General features: G+C 74.3%; 15 protein-coding genes. 7 read left to right on the plus strand and 8 right to left on the minus strand.

Going from position 1 to position 14,928, the window contains the following annotated elements:
- The first annotated feature begins 5 nt into the window (after positions 1 to 5).
- The 4 genes from AB0B55_RS22415 to AB0B55_RS22430 are packed head-to-tail and all read left to right on the plus strand — an operon-like array spanning position 6 to position 4,123.
- Positions 6 to 1,508 (plus strand): PfkB family carbohydrate kinase, encoded by a 1,503-nt coding sequence (locus tag AB0B55_RS22415; RefSeq protein ID WP_357173444.1) that lies wholly within the window; start codon positions 6 to 8, stop codon positions 1,506 to 1,508.
- The gene (locus AB0B55_RS22420; RefSeq protein ID WP_357119707.1) at positions 1,505 to 2,206 is read left to right on the plus strand and encodes an SDR family oxidoreductase; all 702 of its coding nucleotides are present in this window, start codon (positions 1,505 to 1,507) and stop codon (positions 2,204 to 2,206) included. The genes AB0B55_RS22415 and AB0B55_RS22420 overlap by 4 nt, the downstream gene beginning before the upstream one ends.
- Entirely contained in the window at positions 2,203 to 3,156 is a 954-nt protein-coding gene (locus AB0B55_RS22425) for a glycosyltransferase family 9 protein (protein WP_357173868.1), read from the plus strand. The genes AB0B55_RS22420 and AB0B55_RS22425 overlap by 4 nt, the downstream gene beginning before the upstream one ends.
- Positions 3,140 to 4,123, plus strand: coding sequence for a DNA topoisomerase IB (locus AB0B55_RS22430; protein WP_357119704.1), 984 nt, complete (start codon positions 3,140 to 3,142; stop codon positions 4,121 to 4,123). Before AB0B55_RS22425 ends, AB0B55_RS22430 begins: the two co-directional genes overlap by 17 nt.
- 169 nt (positions 4,124 to 4,292) lie before the next feature.
- Here AB0B55_RS22430 and AB0B55_RS22435 read toward each other — a convergent pair whose 3' ends face one another.
- Complete coding sequence (locus AB0B55_RS22435) at positions 4,293 to 5,321, minus strand: helix-turn-helix domain-containing protein (protein ID WP_357173447.1); 1,029 nt, start codon at positions 5,319 to 5,321, stop codon at positions 4,293 to 4,295.
- A gap of 10 nt (positions 5,322 to 5,331) precedes the next feature.
- Positions 5,332 to 6,093: a TetR/AcrR family transcriptional regulator gene (locus AB0B55_RS22440; RefSeq protein WP_357173450.1), complete on the minus strand. Its 762-nt coding sequence runs from the start codon at positions 6,091 to 6,093 to the stop codon at positions 5,332 to 5,334.
- Positions 6,094 to 6,172: 79 nt separating this feature from the next.
- On the opposite strand from AB0B55_RS22440, the gene AB0B55_RS22445 reads away from it, so the two are divergent.
- Positions 6,173 to 7,762, plus strand: a complete 1,590-nt coding sequence (locus AB0B55_RS22445; protein ID WP_357173453.1) for an MFS transporter — start codon at positions 6,173 to 6,175, stop codon at positions 7,760 to 7,762.
- Here the strand turns inward: AB0B55_RS22445 and AB0B55_RS22450 are convergent.
- The 4 genes from AB0B55_RS22450 to AB0B55_RS22465 form a co-directional block, all read right to left on the minus strand.
- Positions 7,752 to 8,255 carry a hypothetical protein gene (locus tag AB0B55_RS22450; RefSeq protein ID WP_355053404.1) on the minus strand — a complete coding sequence of 168 codons (504 nt, stop codon included), beginning with the start codon at positions 8,253 to 8,255 and terminating at the stop codon, positions 7,752 to 7,754. The genes AB0B55_RS22445 and AB0B55_RS22450 overlap by 11 nt on opposite strands.
- A gap of 85 nt (positions 8,256 to 8,340) precedes the next feature.
- Positions 8,341 to 9,972, minus strand: a complete 1,632-nt coding sequence (locus AB0B55_RS22455) for an ATP-dependent DNA helicase RecQ (RefSeq protein ID WP_357173456.1) — start codon at positions 9,970 to 9,972, stop codon at positions 8,341 to 8,343.
- Positions 9,973 to 10,046: 74 nt separating this feature from the next.
- Entirely contained in the window at positions 10,047 to 10,997 is a 951-nt protein-coding gene (locus AB0B55_RS22460; RefSeq protein WP_357173459.1) for a TIGR03557 family F420-dependent LLM class oxidoreductase, read from the minus strand.
- A gap of 89 nt (positions 10,998 to 11,086) precedes the next feature.
- A complete protein-coding gene (locus AB0B55_RS22465; RefSeq protein ID WP_355053401.1) occupies positions 11,087 to 11,212 on the minus strand; it encodes a hypothetical protein in 126 nt (41 codons plus the stop codon).
- Positions 11,213 to 11,422: 210 nt separating this feature from the next.
- Here AB0B55_RS22465 and AB0B55_RS22470 point away from each other — a divergent pair, with 210 nt between their 5' ends.
- Positions 11,423 to 12,916 (plus strand): glycoside hydrolase family 3 N-terminal domain-containing protein, encoded by a 1,494-nt coding sequence (locus tag AB0B55_RS22470; protein WP_357119684.1) that lies wholly within the window; start codon positions 11,423 to 11,425, stop codon positions 12,914 to 12,916.
- A 2-nt stretch (positions 12,917 to 12,918) separates the two neighbouring features.
- Here AB0B55_RS22470 and AB0B55_RS22475 read toward each other — a convergent pair whose 3' ends face one another.
- Positions 12,919 to 13,209, minus strand: coding sequence for a GNAT family N-acetyltransferase (locus tag AB0B55_RS22475; RefSeq protein ID WP_357119681.1), 291 nt, complete (start codon positions 13,207 to 13,209; stop codon positions 12,919 to 12,921).
- Entirely contained in the window at positions 13,206 to 14,432 is a 1,227-nt protein-coding gene (locus AB0B55_RS22480) for a cysteine desulfurase-like protein (protein WP_357119678.1), read from the minus strand. The genes AB0B55_RS22475 and AB0B55_RS22480 overlap by 4 nt, the downstream gene beginning before the upstream one ends.
- Before the next feature lie 75 nt (positions 14,433 to 14,507).
- Here AB0B55_RS22480 and AB0B55_RS22485 point away from each other — a divergent pair, with 75 nt between their 5' ends.
- Positions 14,508 to 14,873: a hypothetical protein gene (locus AB0B55_RS22485; RefSeq protein WP_357119675.1), complete on the plus strand. Its 366-nt coding sequence runs from the start codon at positions 14,508 to 14,510 to the stop codon at positions 14,871 to 14,873.
- The last annotated feature ends 55 nt before the right edge of the window (positions 14,874 to 14,928 follow it).

Here is a 14,928-nt window from a genome sequence, read left to right on the forward strand (position 1 = left end):
TAGGCGTGAGGGGACCCGTGGTGGTCGTCGGGGACACCCTGCTCGACCGGGACGTGGAAGGGGTGGTGAACCGCCTCTGCCCGGACTCCCCGGTGCCGGTGCTCGACGAGACCTCGGCCGTCGACCGGCCCGGCGGCGCGGGCCTCGCGGCGGTCTTCGCCGCCGCGCAGGGCGCCGACGTGGTGCTGGTCACCGCGCTCGCCGACGACGCCGGGGGCGCGCGGCTCAGCGCGCTGCTGGCCGCCGCCGGCGTGCGGGTCTACCCGCTGGCCCTGGCCGGCGCGACGCCGGAGAAGATCCGGCTGCGGGCCCGGGGTCGAGTGCTGCTGCGCCACGACCGGGGCGGCCCCTCCGGTGAGCCGGGCCAGCCCTCCGACGAGGTGCTGCGGGTGCTCGCCGCCGCGTCGGCGGTGCTGGTCAGCGACTACGGCCGGGGCGTCGCCCGCCAGCCCGCGCTGCGCGCCGCGCTGGCCGCCACCCGCGCGCCGGTCGTCTGGGACCCGCACCCGCGCGGGCCGGCCGCGGTACCCGGCGTGCACCTGGCCACGCCGAACGAGTCGGAGGTGCGCGAACTGGTCCCGACACTGCCCGGCGCGTCCCGGATCGCCGCCGCCTCCCAGGGTGCGCAGGGGCTGCGTCGCCGGTGGCGGGCGGGCGCCGTCGCGGTGACGTTGGGCGGGGACGGCGCGTTGCTCTGCCACGCCGGATCGACGCCGCTGGTGGTGCCCACATCGGGCAGCGCCGAGGGCGACACCTGCGGGGCGGGCGACCGCTTCGCCGCCGCCGCGAGCCTCGCGCTGGCCCAGGGCGCGCTCGTCTCCGAGGCGGTGCAGGCGGCCGTCGCCGAGGCCGCCACGTACGTGGCGGGTGGGGGAGTGGCCACGGCCCTGCCGCCCCCCACCGACGTGGTGAGCGTGCGCGGCGCCCGCCGGCCCGGCGTCGGCGCCGAGCGGGTGGGTGTCGCGGCCGTCGCCGCGCTCCTTTCCGAGGTACGCAGCGCGGGCGGCACGGTGGTGGCCACCGGAGGCTGCTTCGACCTGTTGCACGCCGGGCACCTGGCCACCCTGCAGGCCGCCCGGCAGCTCGGCGACTGCCTGATCGTCTGCGTGAACTCCGACGCCAGCGTCGCCGGGTTGAAGGGGCCGCAGCGACCCGTGCTGCCCGAGGGCGACCGCGCCCGGCTGCTGGCCGCTCTGAGCTGCGTCGACGCCGTCCTCATCTTCGACGAGCCGACGCCCGAGGCGGTGCTGTCCTGGGTACGCCCGGACGTCTGGGTCAAGGGCGGCGACTACGCGAGCGGTGTCGGCGACGAGGCCACGCTGCCCGAGGCGGAAGTGCTGCGTCGGTGGGGCGGGAACACGGTGGTGGTGCCGTACCTGGACGGCCGCTCCACCAGCGACCTCATCGCGCGCGCCGCCGCCGGACCGGCCCTCGGCACCGACAGCGGGCCGCCACAGCCGGTCGGCATCGCCGTCCCGGTCGCGACCACAGGGGAGCGGACCCGATGACCGCCACACGACCCGACGCCGGACCCGCCGTCCTGGTCACCGGCGGTTCCAGCGGGCTCGGCGCGGCGGTGGTCGCGGCGGTGGCCGCCGCTGGTGGCCGTCCACTCGTGCTGGACCGGCAGCCGCCGGTCGACGGCGTGGACTGGACCGAGTGCGACCTCGCCGACACCCGCGCCGCCGAGGTGGCCACCCGGCACCTCGCCGAGCAGGCCGGTGGCCTGGACGCCGTGGTGACGGCCGCCGGTGTGGACGTGCCGGGCCGGCTCGCCGACGTGCCGGGGGAGACGTGGGACCGGATCGTCATGGTGGACCTGCTGGCCACGGCCGCGGTGATCCGGGCCGCGCTCCCGTTCCTGCAGACCTCCGCCGGGCGCATCGTCACGGTCGCCTCGACCCTGGGCGTGAAGGCGGTCAGCGATGCCACCGCGTACTGCGCGGCGAAGTTCGGCGTCGTCGGGTTCACCCGTGCGCTGGCCGCCGAGCTGGCCGGTCAGGTCGGTGTCACCCTGCTCATCCCCGGTGGCATGCGCACCGCGTTCTTCGACGAACGCGATCCGCAGTACAGGCCGGGTCCGGACGCCATCCTCAACGACCCCGCCGACACGGCCGCGGCGATCATGTTCGCGCTCCAACAGCCGCCCGGCTGCGCGGTGCGGGAGATGGTGGTGTGCGCCGAGCAGGAGACGTCGTACCCGTGATCCTCGTGCTGCGCGCCCTCGGCGTCGGCGACCTGGTCACCGCGGTGCCCGCGCTGCGGGCGCTGCGGGCCGCGTACCCGGATCACGAGCTGGCGCTCGCCGCGCCCGGCGGCCTGGCCCCGCTGGTCGACCTGGTCGGCGGCGTCGACGAGCTGGTGGACACCACCGGGCTGGACGGGCCGCTGCGGCCGGGCCGTGCGCCGGAGATCGCGGTGAACCTGCACGGGCGTGGGCCGCAGTCGCACCGACTGCTGGCCGCCGCCCGTCCCGGGCGGCTCGTCGCCTTCGCCAACGCCGACGCCGGGTTCGGCGACGGTCCGCGCTGGCGCGACGACGAGCACGAGGTGGACCGTTGGTGCCGGCTGCTCTCCTGGTACGACATCCCGGCCGACCGCCGTGACCTGGGCCTGCGTCGGCCCGACCCGGCCGGCCTGCCGGTCGGCGCGACCCTGCTGCATCCGGGCAGCAACGTCCCCGCCAAGCGGTGGCCGGCCGAGCGGTTCGCGGCGTTGGCCCGGACGCTGCGGGAGCGGGGGCACCGCGTGCTGGTCACCGGCTCGACCGACGAACGCGGGTTGGCCGAGCGGGTGGCCGAGGCGTCCGGTCTGCCGCCGGCCGCCGTGCTGGCGGGCCGGACCGACCTCGGCGCGCTGGCCGCGCTGGTCGCCGACGCGCGGCTGGTGGTCAGCGGGGACACCGGTGTGGCGCACCTGGCGACCGCGTACGGGACCGCCTCGGTGGTGCTCTTCGGCCCGGTGCCCCCGGCGGCGTGGGGGCCGCCGCCGGACCGGCCCCGCCACCGGGCGCTCTGGGCCGGCGAGGGGGATTGGCCCAGGTGGGACGGGGTAGGAACCCACCCGACACTGACGGCTCTGCCGCTGGACGAGGTGCTGGCTGCGGTGAACGAGGTGGAGAGAGCGGTGCGGGTCTCCGGTGCGGTTACGGCGTAGCGACCCGGCTCGGCCCGGCTACGGGCGACGCCGGCGCGGCAAGGGCTGGACCTTCGTCGATCCCAGCGGCGCCGTCGTGCGCGATCCGGCCATCCGGGCGCGGCTGAACGACCTGGTGATCCCGCCGGCCTGGCAGGACGTGTGGATCGCGCCGCACGCGAACGGACACATCCTGGCCACCGGCGTCGACGCGGCCGGACGCAAGCAGTACCTCTACCACCCGGTGTGGCGGGAGAAGCAGGACGCGGCGAAGTTCGACCACATGCTGGAGGTGGCCCGACGGCTGCCGACGTTGCGCGAGCGGGTGGGGCAGGACCTCGTCGGGCGGGGACTGAACCGCGATCGGGTGCTGGCCACCGTGGCCCGCCTGCTCGACATGGGGATGTTCCGGGTCGGCAGTGACCAGTACGCGGCCGGTGACGATCCGACGTTCGGGGTGTCGACCCTGCGCCCGGAGCACGCGCGACGCCGGGGCGACTGCGTGGTCTTCGAGTTCCCCGCCAAGGGCGGTATCGAGCAGGTGCGCCGGATCGAGGACCCACAGCTGTGCGAGGTGCTGGTCAACCTGCGTCGGCGTCGCCGCAGGGCGGACCGGCTGTTCGGCTACTGGGACGGCCTCCAGTGGCGGGACGTGCGCAGCGACGAGGTCAACGGCTACCTGCGCGACGCCAGCGGCGGCGAGATGACCGCCAAGGACTTCCGCACCTGGCACGCCACGGTGCGCGCGGCGGCGGAGTTGGCCGCCGCCGACCCGGCCCGCTCGGTCACCGCCCGCCGCAGGGCGGTGGCCGCGGTGATGCGGGCGGTGGCGGAGCTGCTGGGCAACACCCCGACCGTGGCGCGCACGTCCTACGTGGACCCGAGGGTCGTCGACCTCTACCACGACGGGGTGGTGGTGCCGGTCGACCCGAGCGCCCCCCGCGAGGAGATCGAGCGGGTCGTGTTGGAGCTGCTGGAGAAGGCCTGACCGGCCCCGCCGACGATCCTGGGGGGGAAGCGACGGGGCCGGAGCCTCGGCCGGGGGCGACACCGGGCGGCCGCCCGCCGCGCGCCACGGCGGGCGCCTCGCCACGGCCCCCGTTCGCGGCCAATGCGGGCCCCGGGGTACGCGGGCGCCGCCTCTGCCGCGTCGGTTGTCAGTCTGCCTGGCCCGAGTTGACTCTGGACGCCAGGTCGTTGACGTCCCGTGCCGTAACCGGATCGCCGTCGCGGCACGCCTGCGGGCTCACCCCGTACGCCGCCCGGAACGCCCGGCTGAAGTGGGCCTTGTCGCCGAACCCCCAGCGTGCCGCGATGACCTGCACCGGCTGGGCCCGCAGCGCCGGGTCGGTGAGGTCGCGCCGGCACCGGGCCAGCCGAAGGTCGCGGATGTACGCCGCCACGGTGGTGTTCTCGGCCTCGAACAGGCGGTGCAGCGTCCGCAGCGAGATGTGGTGGGCGTCCGCGATGGTCTGCGGGCCCAGCGTGGCGTCGCCCAGGTGACGGTGGACGTACGCCTGCACCTGGGTGATCAGCGCACGGCGGCGGACCTCGGTCGGCACCGCGTCCTCGGCGACCAGGTTCCGGCCGAGCAGGGTGGTGGCCAGGTCGAGGCCCACCGCGCCGAGCCGGCCGGCGTCGGCGGCGTGGTACTGCTCGGGGTGGCCGGTCACCTGGATCAGGAACTGCGCCAGCAGCGCACCGAGCCCTTCGCTGCCGGACATCCGCCCGCCGTAGAGCGCGGCCATCCGCTTCGGCGGCAGCGGGAGCGCGGAGTGCGGGATCACCGTCGTGATCGAGGTGGCCCGGGTCCGTCCCGGCTCGCTCGCGTGGTGGCAGACGTCGTGCGGGCGCGAGGCGTCGTAGAAGGTGAACTCGCCGGCCAGGATGTCGCTGCGCCGACCGTCCTGGCTGGACGCGCCGACCCCGCTGGTGGTGAAGGCGAGGATGTACAGCTCCGGGTCCGACTGTCGGATCAGCTTGCGGGTGGCATCGAGTGAGGGGTACTGGTAGCTGACCAGTTGGATCGCGCCGAGGTCGATGAATTCGGCCCGGGCGGCGAAGTCGTCGGCGTACGGGGACTCCATCCGCAACGGCACGGACGTGCGCGCCACCAGGTCCAGCCACATCCCGAAGCGCTCGGCGGGCGGCAGGACGGTCGTGTCGATGGTGTTCCTGGCCAGCACCCGCGCCCCCTCACGCCGTCCGGCGGGCGATCAGGGCCTCGACGCCGTCGAGGATCCGGTCGAGGCCGAACGTGAACTCGTCGTCCGGATCATCGTCCTGGTCGAGGACGCCGGCGTCGAGCACCCGGGTCAGCGCGGGGAAGCGGGCCGGGTCGATCAGTCGCGCCAGCATCGCGCCGTACGCCGGCATCATGTCGCCCGGCTCGACACCGGCGGCCCGGCTGCCCTCGGCGATCTGGTTGGTGAGCATCGCCTCGTTGCGCACGTATCCGGTGACCAGCAGAAGGATCGACATCTTCGCGCCCTCCGGCAGCGGGGTGCCGTCGAGACAACCCAGCCCGTCCTCCATCCAGCCGAGCTGCTGGGGTGTGACGGGCGGCCCGGCGATCGGAATGTGCAGCAGCCACGGGCGCTGTCGCAGGACGTCGTGTTCGGCCCAGGCCCAGCGGGTCAGGCTGGCGCGCCAGTCGCCGTCCGGCGCGGCCGGGCCCGGTGAGGGGCCGTAGCCGGCGTCCACCATGAGCGTCAGCAGGTCGTCCTTCGAGCCGACGTGCCGGTAGAGGGCCATGGTGGCGGCGCCCAGCTCTTTGGCCACCCGGCTCATCGACACGGCGGCCAGCCCGTCGGCGTCGGCGACCCGGATGGCCGCGTCGACGATGCCGGGCACGGTGAGGCCCGGCCGGGGGCCCTTGGGTGGTCGCTCCCGCAGCCCCCAGGCGCTCTCGATGGCCGGCGGGAGCGCCGGGCCGCTGTCGTCTTTCGTCTCCGCCACTTTTCCTCCTTGCCCCGCCATCCTAGTTCTGCGTATGGTCTACGCATTAAAGCGTACGGCATACGCAGAAGGAGTTCTCATGACAGCGACGACCGCACCGGCGCCCCGAGCGGGCCGGCGGGAATGGATCGGATTCGCGGTGCTGATGCTGCCGCTGCTCCTCGTCTCGATGGACGTGTCGGTGCTCTACTTCGCCGTCCCGTTCATCAGCGAGGAGCTGCGGCCCAGCGCCACCCAGCAACTCTGGATCTTCGACATCTACGGCTTCGTGCTGGCCGGGCTGCTGATCACCATGGGCGCCCTGGGTGACCGGATCGGCCGGCGTCGGCTGCTGCTGCTGGGCGCGACCGCCTTCGGGGCGGCGTCCCTGCTGGCCGCGTACGCCGACAGCGCCGCGACCCTGATCGCCGCGCGCGCCGTGCTCGGCGTCGGCGGGGCCACCCTGATGCCCTCCACGCTCGCCCTGGTGCGCAACATGTTCCACGACGCCAAGCAGCGCGGCACCGCGATCGGCATCTGGACCGCCACGCTCACCGGCGGCATCGCCATCGGCCCGGTGCTCAGCGGCGTCCTGCTGGAGCACTTCTGGTGGGGCTCCATCTTCCTGATCAACATCCCGGCGATGCTGCTCCTGCTCCTGCTCGCCCCGGTCCTGGTGCCCGAGTTCCGCAACCCGGCGCGCGGCCGCTTCGACCTGGTCAGCGCGGCGCTGTCGCTCGGCACGCTGCTGCCGGTGATCTACGGCATCAAGGAGATGGCCCGCGACGGCGTCAGCGCGGCGCGGGGGCTGGCCGTCGTCGCCGGCCTGCTGGTCGGGGCGCTCTTCCTGCACCGGCAACGGACCCGGGCGTACCCCATGATCGACCTGGCGCTGTTCCGCCGGCACGGCTTCGCGGGATCGCTGGCGGTCAACCTGCTCGCGATGTTCGCCCTGGTCGGGTTCGCCATCTTCACCACCCAGCACCTCCAACTGGTGCTCGGGCTGAGTCCACTGCGGGCGGCACTGTGGAGCCTCGTACCGTCGCTCGCGGTCGGCGGCGTCGCCCCGGCCGCCGCCGCGCTCGCCCAGCGGGTCGAGCGGGCGTACCTGATCGGGGCCGGCTTCGTGATCGCCGTCGTCGGCTTCGCGGTGCTGACCCGGGTCACCCCCGAGACGCCGCTCTGGCTGCTGCTCGTCGGCGCGAGCGTGTACGCCGGCGGCCTGGTGATGGTGATGTCGCTCGTCACCGAGCTGGTGCTCGGCGCGGCCCCGCCGGAGCAGGCCGGTGTCGCCTCCGCGCTGACCGAGTCCAGCAGCGAACTGGGTGGCGCGCTGGGAATGGCCATCCTGGGCAGCGTGGGCGCCGCGATCTACCACCGGGAGGTTCTGGACGAGCTGCCGGCCGGGCTGCCGACGGGCGTCCGCGACGCGGCCGGCGAGACCCTGGGCGGCGCGCTCGCCGTGACCCGGGGACTGCCGACGGAGGTCGGCGAAGCGGTGCTGCACGCGGCCCGGTTCGCCTTCACCGACGGGCTGCACCTCGCCGCCCTCGCCGCCATGGTGGCGATGGCGCTCGGCGCGGTGACCGCGCTGCTGACGCTGCGCGGCGTCCGGCCGGCCGACCCCGCGGCGCTGGCCGCCGAGCCGACCGAACCGTCGCTGTCGGACGCCGCCCCGGTCAGTCGTTGAGCACCTGGGCGAGTCGGTCGCGGAACCGCCGCTCGGAGTCGCTGACCGACTCGCCGCCCAGGCCCAGCAGACCGCCGCTGGACGCCGCGCCCACGACCTGGTCGGCGATGGTCACCAGCCAGTGCTTGTACGCGCCGGCCTCGCCCTCGTCCACCCGGGCGGCCAGCAGCACGGCCGCCTCACGGGCCCGCACCAGCACGTCGTCGATGTACGCCTGCGGGTCGGCGGGCGCGATGACCGGCAGCTCCTCGCCGGCCTCGGGGTCGCCGACCCGGGTCACGATCTCCCCGGCCACGGCGGCGACGAGGGGGTTGGCCGACTCCCGGCCCGCCCCGATGGACTCCAGACCGGCCGCGTTCTCCGCCATGGTCCGGCGGGTGCCGTCGGACTCGGCGGCGCTCGCCGCGGTCAGCACCGACTGCGGCAGGCCGACCAGCAGCCCCCACTCCTCGTCGGAGAAACCGAAACCGGTGTACGCCGGCTGCTCGATCACGGCAATGCCCCTTCCGCCCTGCGCTGTGTGGTCAATCGGTGCTGCTTGAGTCGATCCACCGGGCCCGTGTGGTGCCCGGGTCAGGCTAGTCGAGGGTCAGCAGACCCTGCTCGGACACCACGCGCACCGAGAGGGTCTTGTACCCGACCTCGTCGAAGAGGACCGTCATCTTGTCGTCCTCGTAGCTGAGCACCAGGCCGCGCCCCCACTCGCCGTGCCGCACCTGACTGTGCACCGGGAACGGGCCGACCGCGCCCTCGTCGGCGGTGCTGGTACCCCGGTGGCAGTTGTCGCAGTGCGCGCAGACCTCGGTCATCTGCTCGCCGAAGTAGGCCAGCAGGGTCTGCCCCCGGCAGGCGGTGGTCTCGGCGAACGCCCGCATCATGTCGGTACGCGAACGCGTCACCGTCTGCTGGCGTTCCGCCTCGGCCAGGGCGGCCGCCGCCGCGTCGACCGGCGCGGGGGAGTAGCGCGGGGCCCCGATGCGCTGGCGGGCGCGGGGCTCGGCGGCCCCCACCTGCTCCAGCAGCGCCAGGTACTGGCCCAGCTTGCGCGGTCCCAGGCCGGTGGCCTCCCGCAGTTCGGTCTTGGTGGCCGGCTTGCGGCGCAGCAGCGCGGCCAGGTCCCGCAGCTCGTTCTCGTCCGGCAGGCCGCCGCTGAAGAACCGTTGCAGGCCCACGTCCTCGGCCCGCCAGAGCAGCAGCACCCGGGCCGGTTGCCCGTCCCGCCCGGCCCGGCCGATCTCCTGGAAGTAGCTGTCCGGCGAGTCGGGCAGCGCCGTGTGCACCACCCAGGCGATGTTCGGCTTGTCGATGCCCATGCCGAACGCCGAGGTGGCGACCATGATGGGCACCTGGTCGGCGAGGAACGCCTCGTGCAGGTCGTTGCGCGCGCCGGTGGGCATCCCACCGTGGTAGAACTGCGCCGGGAAGCCCGCCTTGGTCAACTTCTCGGCCAACTCCTCGGCCGAGCGGCGGGTCGGCACGTAGATGATCCCGGGCCGTTCGTCGTCGCGCAGCAGGGCGATCAGCCGCCGCCACCGGTAGTCCTCGGTCGGGCAGTGCGCCACCTCGAGGAAGAGGTTGGGCCGGTCCAGCCCGGAGACCACCACCTCCGGATCGCGCAGCCGCAGCCGGGCGATGATGTCGTCGCGTACGGGCGGGGACGCGGTGGCGGTCAGCGCGACCACCGGCGGTCGGCCGATGCCCTCGATGAGGTGGCCCAGCGCCAGGTAGTCGGGCCGGAAGTCGTGCCCCCAGGCGGAGATGCAGTGCGCCTCGTCGATCGCGACCAGCGCCGGCTTCAGCGCGGCGACCTCAGCCATCCGGTCCGGGTTGCTCAACTGCTCCGGGGTGATGAACAGGAACTCGGCCCGCCCGGCCTGGATCTCGGCGATCGCCTCGGCCTGCTGGCCGGCCGACTCGTTCGAGCTGATCCGTACCGCCCGCAGCTCGGGACGTTGCCGCTCGTTGAGCGCCGCGATCTGGTCCTGCTGGAGGGCCAGCAGCGGAGAGATCACCACGGTCGGGCCGGGGATCAGGCTGGCCGGGATCTGGTAGATCGCCGACTTGCCGGCCCCGGTGGGCAACACCACCAGGGCGTCGTGTCGCTTCATCACCGCGCGCATGGCGGCGAGCTGGTTGGGCCGGAGCGCTTTCCAGCCGAAGAGGCTCTTCGCGGCGCGGCGCAACGTCATCGAGTGCGTGGACAGTTTCATCGAGGGCCGGAGGTACCCGAGCCCATGACCACCGAAACACTCCGTTGCGATCATGGGCTCGGGTGCGTCAGGTCTCACCGTAGGCGGGGCAGGACCTCGCGCTGGTAGAGGTCGAACAGGCCCTGGAAGTGCGGGCCGGTGTTGGCCACGTACAGCTCGTCGAAGCCGGCCTTGGCGTACTTGTCGATCATCTCCAGGTGCGCGTCGGCGCTGTTGCCGCAGACGAACGACTCCCGCACCATGTCCTGCGTGACCAACTCGGCGGCCTGTTCGAAGTGGCGCGGCGAGGGCAGCACCTGCGACAGCTCGCCCGGCACGCCCGCGTTGGGCCAGCGCTCGTACGCGATCCGCGCGCCCTCTTCCTCGCTGGCCGCGTACGCCGCCTTGAACCCGGCCTGGCACGGCTTGTCGCCGCCGCCGTTCTCCCGGAAGCGCCGGACCAGGTCGCCGTCGGGCATGGTGCTCACGTAGCCGTCGCCGATGCGGGCGGCCAGGTCGACGGCCTTCGGCCCGAACCCGGAGACGTAGATCGACGGCGGGGTGTCCGGCAGCGTGTAGACCCGGGCGTTCTCCACCGTGTAGTGCGTGCCCCGGTGGTTGACGAAGTCGCCCCGCCACAGCTCGCGGATGACCTCGACGGACTCTTCGAGCATCTCCAGCCGCACGTCGGCGGAGGGCCAGGCGTCGCCGAAGATGTGCTCGTTGAGCGCCTCGCCGGTGCCGACGCCGAGCACGAACCGGCCGCCGTGCAGCACCGCGCTGGTCGCCGCCGCCTGGGCGATCACGGCCGGGTGGATCCGTACGGTCGGGCAGGTCACCGCCGTGGTCACCGGCAGCGCGCAGACCTGGCTGAGCGCGCCGATCATCGACCAGACGAAGGGGCTCTGCCCCTGCGCGTCGACCCAGGGATGGTAGTGGTCGGAGATCCACAGTGCCTCGAAGCCGGCCGCCTCGGCGCCGCGGGCCTGCGCCAGCAACTCGGCCGGCGGGTACTCCTCACTGGACAGAAAATATCCGATCTTCATGGCTTCCCCTTCGGCGCGCGGTCCTGCTGTCGGGGAGAGCCGTACCCCGGTCGCGGCGGGCCACACCGGCGGGTCGGGGCCCGATCGCCTCAGCGTCGACCGAACATGGCCCGGATCGCGGCGAGCAGCAGCAGAGCGCCGACCACCAGGCCGAGCAGGCGTACGCCGGGGATGTCGGCCGGGCTCGTGGCGTCGGCCAGCGGGGCGGTGTCCATCCCCGCACTCTTCCGGGGAAGGGTCCCGTCGGGCAACTGTAAGGTTTATTGACTATTGAATCGCTCGGTGTGACCATGGCAGCACCGCCTGCCCAGGGCGGTGCGCCGAGGGCGCGCGAGAGATGGGGTACGGGGCCGCATGAGCGAGCGCAACCAGCGGGTCGGCGTCACCGCGCCGGCGGGAAACGTCGACCGTTCCGAGGCGACGGCGTGACCGCGCCGGCCGGGCACCTTCCGACGTTGGCAGCCGCCGTCCTGCAACCCGGTTTCGTCGGCACCACGCCGCCGCCCTGGGTGTGCCGCTGGCTCGGCGAAGGGCTCGGCTCGGTGGTGCTGTTCGCCCGCAACGTCGTCGACACCGCCCAGGTGGCGGCGCTCACCGCGACGCTGCGCGCCGAACGGCCGGACGTCATCGTGGCGATCGACGAGGAAGCCGGCGACGTCACCCGGATCGAGTCCGCCCGGGGCAGCTCCCGGCCGGGTAACTACGCCCTCGGCGCGGTCGACGACCCGGCGCTGACCGAGGCCGTCGCCCTCGACCTCGGCATCGAGCTGGCGGCGGCCGGGGTGACCCTCGACTACGCCCCGGACGCCGACGTCAACTCCAACCCGGCCAACCCGGTGATCGGCGTCCGCTCGTTCGGGGCCGACCCGGCGCTCGTCGCGCGGCACACCGCCGCCTGGATCCGTGGCCTCCAGGGTGGCGGCGTGGCCGCCTGCGCCAAGCACTTCCCCGGGCACGGCGACACCCGCGTCGACTCCCACCACGACCTGCCGCGCATCACCGCCGACCGGGCCCGCCTGGACGCCTGCGAGCTGGCCCCGTTCCGGGCGGCGGTGGCGGCCGGCGCGCAGGCGGTGATGACCGGCCACCTGCTCGTGCCCGCGCTCGACGCGGACCTGCCGGCCACGCTGAGCCAGCGCATCCTGGGCGGGCTGCTCCGCGACGAGTTGGGCTTCTCCGGCGTGGTCGTGACCGACGCCGTGGAGATGCGCGCGGTCGCCGACCGGTACGGCTTCGCGGGCGCGGCCGTGCGGGCGCTCGCGGCCGGGGCCGACGCCATCTGCGTCGGTGGCGAGCGCAGCGACGAGGACGCCGCCCGGGAACTGCGCGACGCCATCGTGGCCGCCGTCGTCTCCGGTGAGCTGCCCGAGGAACGCCTCGCCGAGGCCGCCAAGCGGGTCGGCCAGCTCGCCGCCTGGACGGTGGCCGCCCGCGCCGCCCGCCCGAGCCTCACCCACCGGGCCACCGACGTCGGGCTGGTCGCCGCCCGCCGGGCCGTCCGGATCAGCACCGGCCCGGACGCCCCGGTCGCGCTGCCCCTGACCCGCGCCGCCCATGTGGTCGAGTTCGAGCCGCCGCGCAACATCGCCATCGGCGCGGAGACCCCGTGGGGCATCGGCGAGCCGTTGGGCGAACTGCTGCCCGGCACGACGACGGTCCGCCACGCCGAGCCCGACGTGCCCGCCGACCCGGGAGCCGACGCCGGGGACCGCCCGCTGGTGCTGGTCGTGCGTGACCTGCACCGGCACGACTGGATGCAGGCGGCGGTGCGGCGAGCGCTCGCCAATCGGCCGGACGCGGTCGTGGTCGAGCTGGGTGTGCCCGAGCTGGTCGTCGGGGCGGTGCACCTGGCCACCCACGGCGCCACCCGGGCCAGCGGGCGGGCCGCCGCCGAGGTGCTGACCGGCCGGGCCCGCTGACGCTACGGTTGCTCGGCGACCAGGTCGGCGTACTCGGGATGCTTGTCGATGAACGCCGCCACGAACGGGCACTGCGGCACCACCCGCCCACCCCGGGCCCGCACCTGGTCGAGGGTGCCGCGGATCAGCGCGCCGCCGACGCCCTTGCCCTGGAAGCCCGGGTCCACCTGGGTGTGCGTGAAGACCAGCACGTCGTCGCCACGCTGCAGGTAGGCGGTGAAGCCGGCCAACGCGTCGTCGACCAGGATCTCGAATCGGTTCTTGGCGGGATTGTCCTCGACGAGGGTGCTCACCGGGCCATTGTCCCAGCCCCGGCGGCAAGCACGTCGAGTTCGGCGAGCAACCGGTCCACCTCGTCCACCGTGTTGTAGTGGTAGATGCTGGCCCGCACCGCGCCGCCGCTGTCGCGCAGACCCATCGTCTGGAAGTACTCGTAGGCGTAGTAGTCGCCGGCCGACAGGCAGAACCCGGCATCGCCCAGCGCCTGCTGGGTCTGCTGCGGCGACAGCCCGGCGACCCGGAAGGAGACGGTCGGGCAGCGCCGGGCCGGCGAGCCGTAGACCGTGACGGCGGGCCGCGCGGCGAGACCGGCGAGCAGCCGATCCAGCAGCGCCTCCTCGTGGGCCTGGGCGGCGGCCAACCCGGACCGCAGCCGCGCCCGGCGGTCGCCGGTCGCGTCCGGGTCCAGGGCGGCCAGGTGATCCACGGCGGCCGTCACGCCGGCCAGCAGCGGGAAGCTCGGTGTGCCGTACTCGAAACGGTCCGGCGCGGCGTCGGCGGACGGCACCAGCTTCGCCGGGCGCAACGCCGCCCACCGGCTCGGGTCGGCCACCATCGCGGCCAGGTGCGGCCCGGACCACTTGTACGCGCTGGTGACCAGCACGTCCGCGCCGAGCGACGTCAGGTCGGTCGGACCGTGCGGCACGGAATGCACGCCGTCCACGCAGACCAACGCCCCGACCGAGTGTGCGATCTTGGCGATCGCCGGCACGTCCGGCACGGTGCCGATGGCGTTGCTGCCGGCGGTCACCGCCACCAGCCGGGTCCGCTCGCCCACCAGGTCGGCGTACTGGCCGCTGGGCAGCTCGCCGGTGTGCCGGTCGAACTCGGCCCAGCGCACCGTCGCGCCGGCCGCCTCGGCGGCCTGCACCCACGGGCGCACGTTGGCGTCGTGGTCGAGCCGGGACACCACCACCTGGTCGCCGGGCCGCCAGGTCGCGCCGAGGGTACGGGCCAGGGTGTACGTCAGCGCGGTGGCGCTCGGCCCGAGCACCACCCCGTCCGGCTCGGCCCCGAGCAGGTCGGCGACCGCCGATCGGGCCTGCGCCACCATCTCCAGCGACCGACGACCGGGCGTGAAGGCGGCGCTGCGATTGCCGACGGCGGCGCGCATGGCGTCGGTGACCGCGTCGATCACGCCGGCCGCGGTCTGCGTGCCCCCGGCGCCGTCGAAGTGGACGAAGCCCTCGGTCAGGGCGGGATAGGCGGCCCGGGTACGGGCGATGTCGAAGGCCATGCCCGGACCCTAGCCGGGACGCCGGCCACGCTCGCCCCCGCCCGGTCGTCGCGGACGTCTCGTACCCTTGGCGGGGTGACGAACCGACCCACCACCATCGGCCTGCCCCCCGTCCGCCGTGCTGCCGGCCTGGTTGCCGCCGTGGCGCTCGGCCTCGCCCTGCTCGCCGGCTGCAGCTCCCAGGGCGCCTCCACCGACTGCGGGCTGGACGCCTGCACGGTCACCTTCGAGCGGGGCGTCGAGGCGAGCGCCACCATCCTCGGCGTCGAGGCGAAGCTGGTCGGCGCCGAGGGCGACCAGGTGACCGTCGAGGTCGCCGGCGAGCAGCTCACCCTCACCACCGGCCAGCAGGCCACCGAGGCCGGCGGGTTCGCGGTCACCGTCGACAGCGTCACCGACCAGCAGGTCAAGATCCGCGTTTCCCGCAACCCGGGTAACTGACCCGCGCGGGCGGCGATGGCCGACGTTTGGGAATCGTCGGAATCGGAGATTGTGA

It is taken from the genome of Micromonospora sp. NPDC049107 (assembly GCF_040648595.1).
Taxonomy (GTDB): Bacteria; Actinomycetota; Actinomycetes; order Mycobacteriales; family Micromonosporaceae; genus Micromonospora.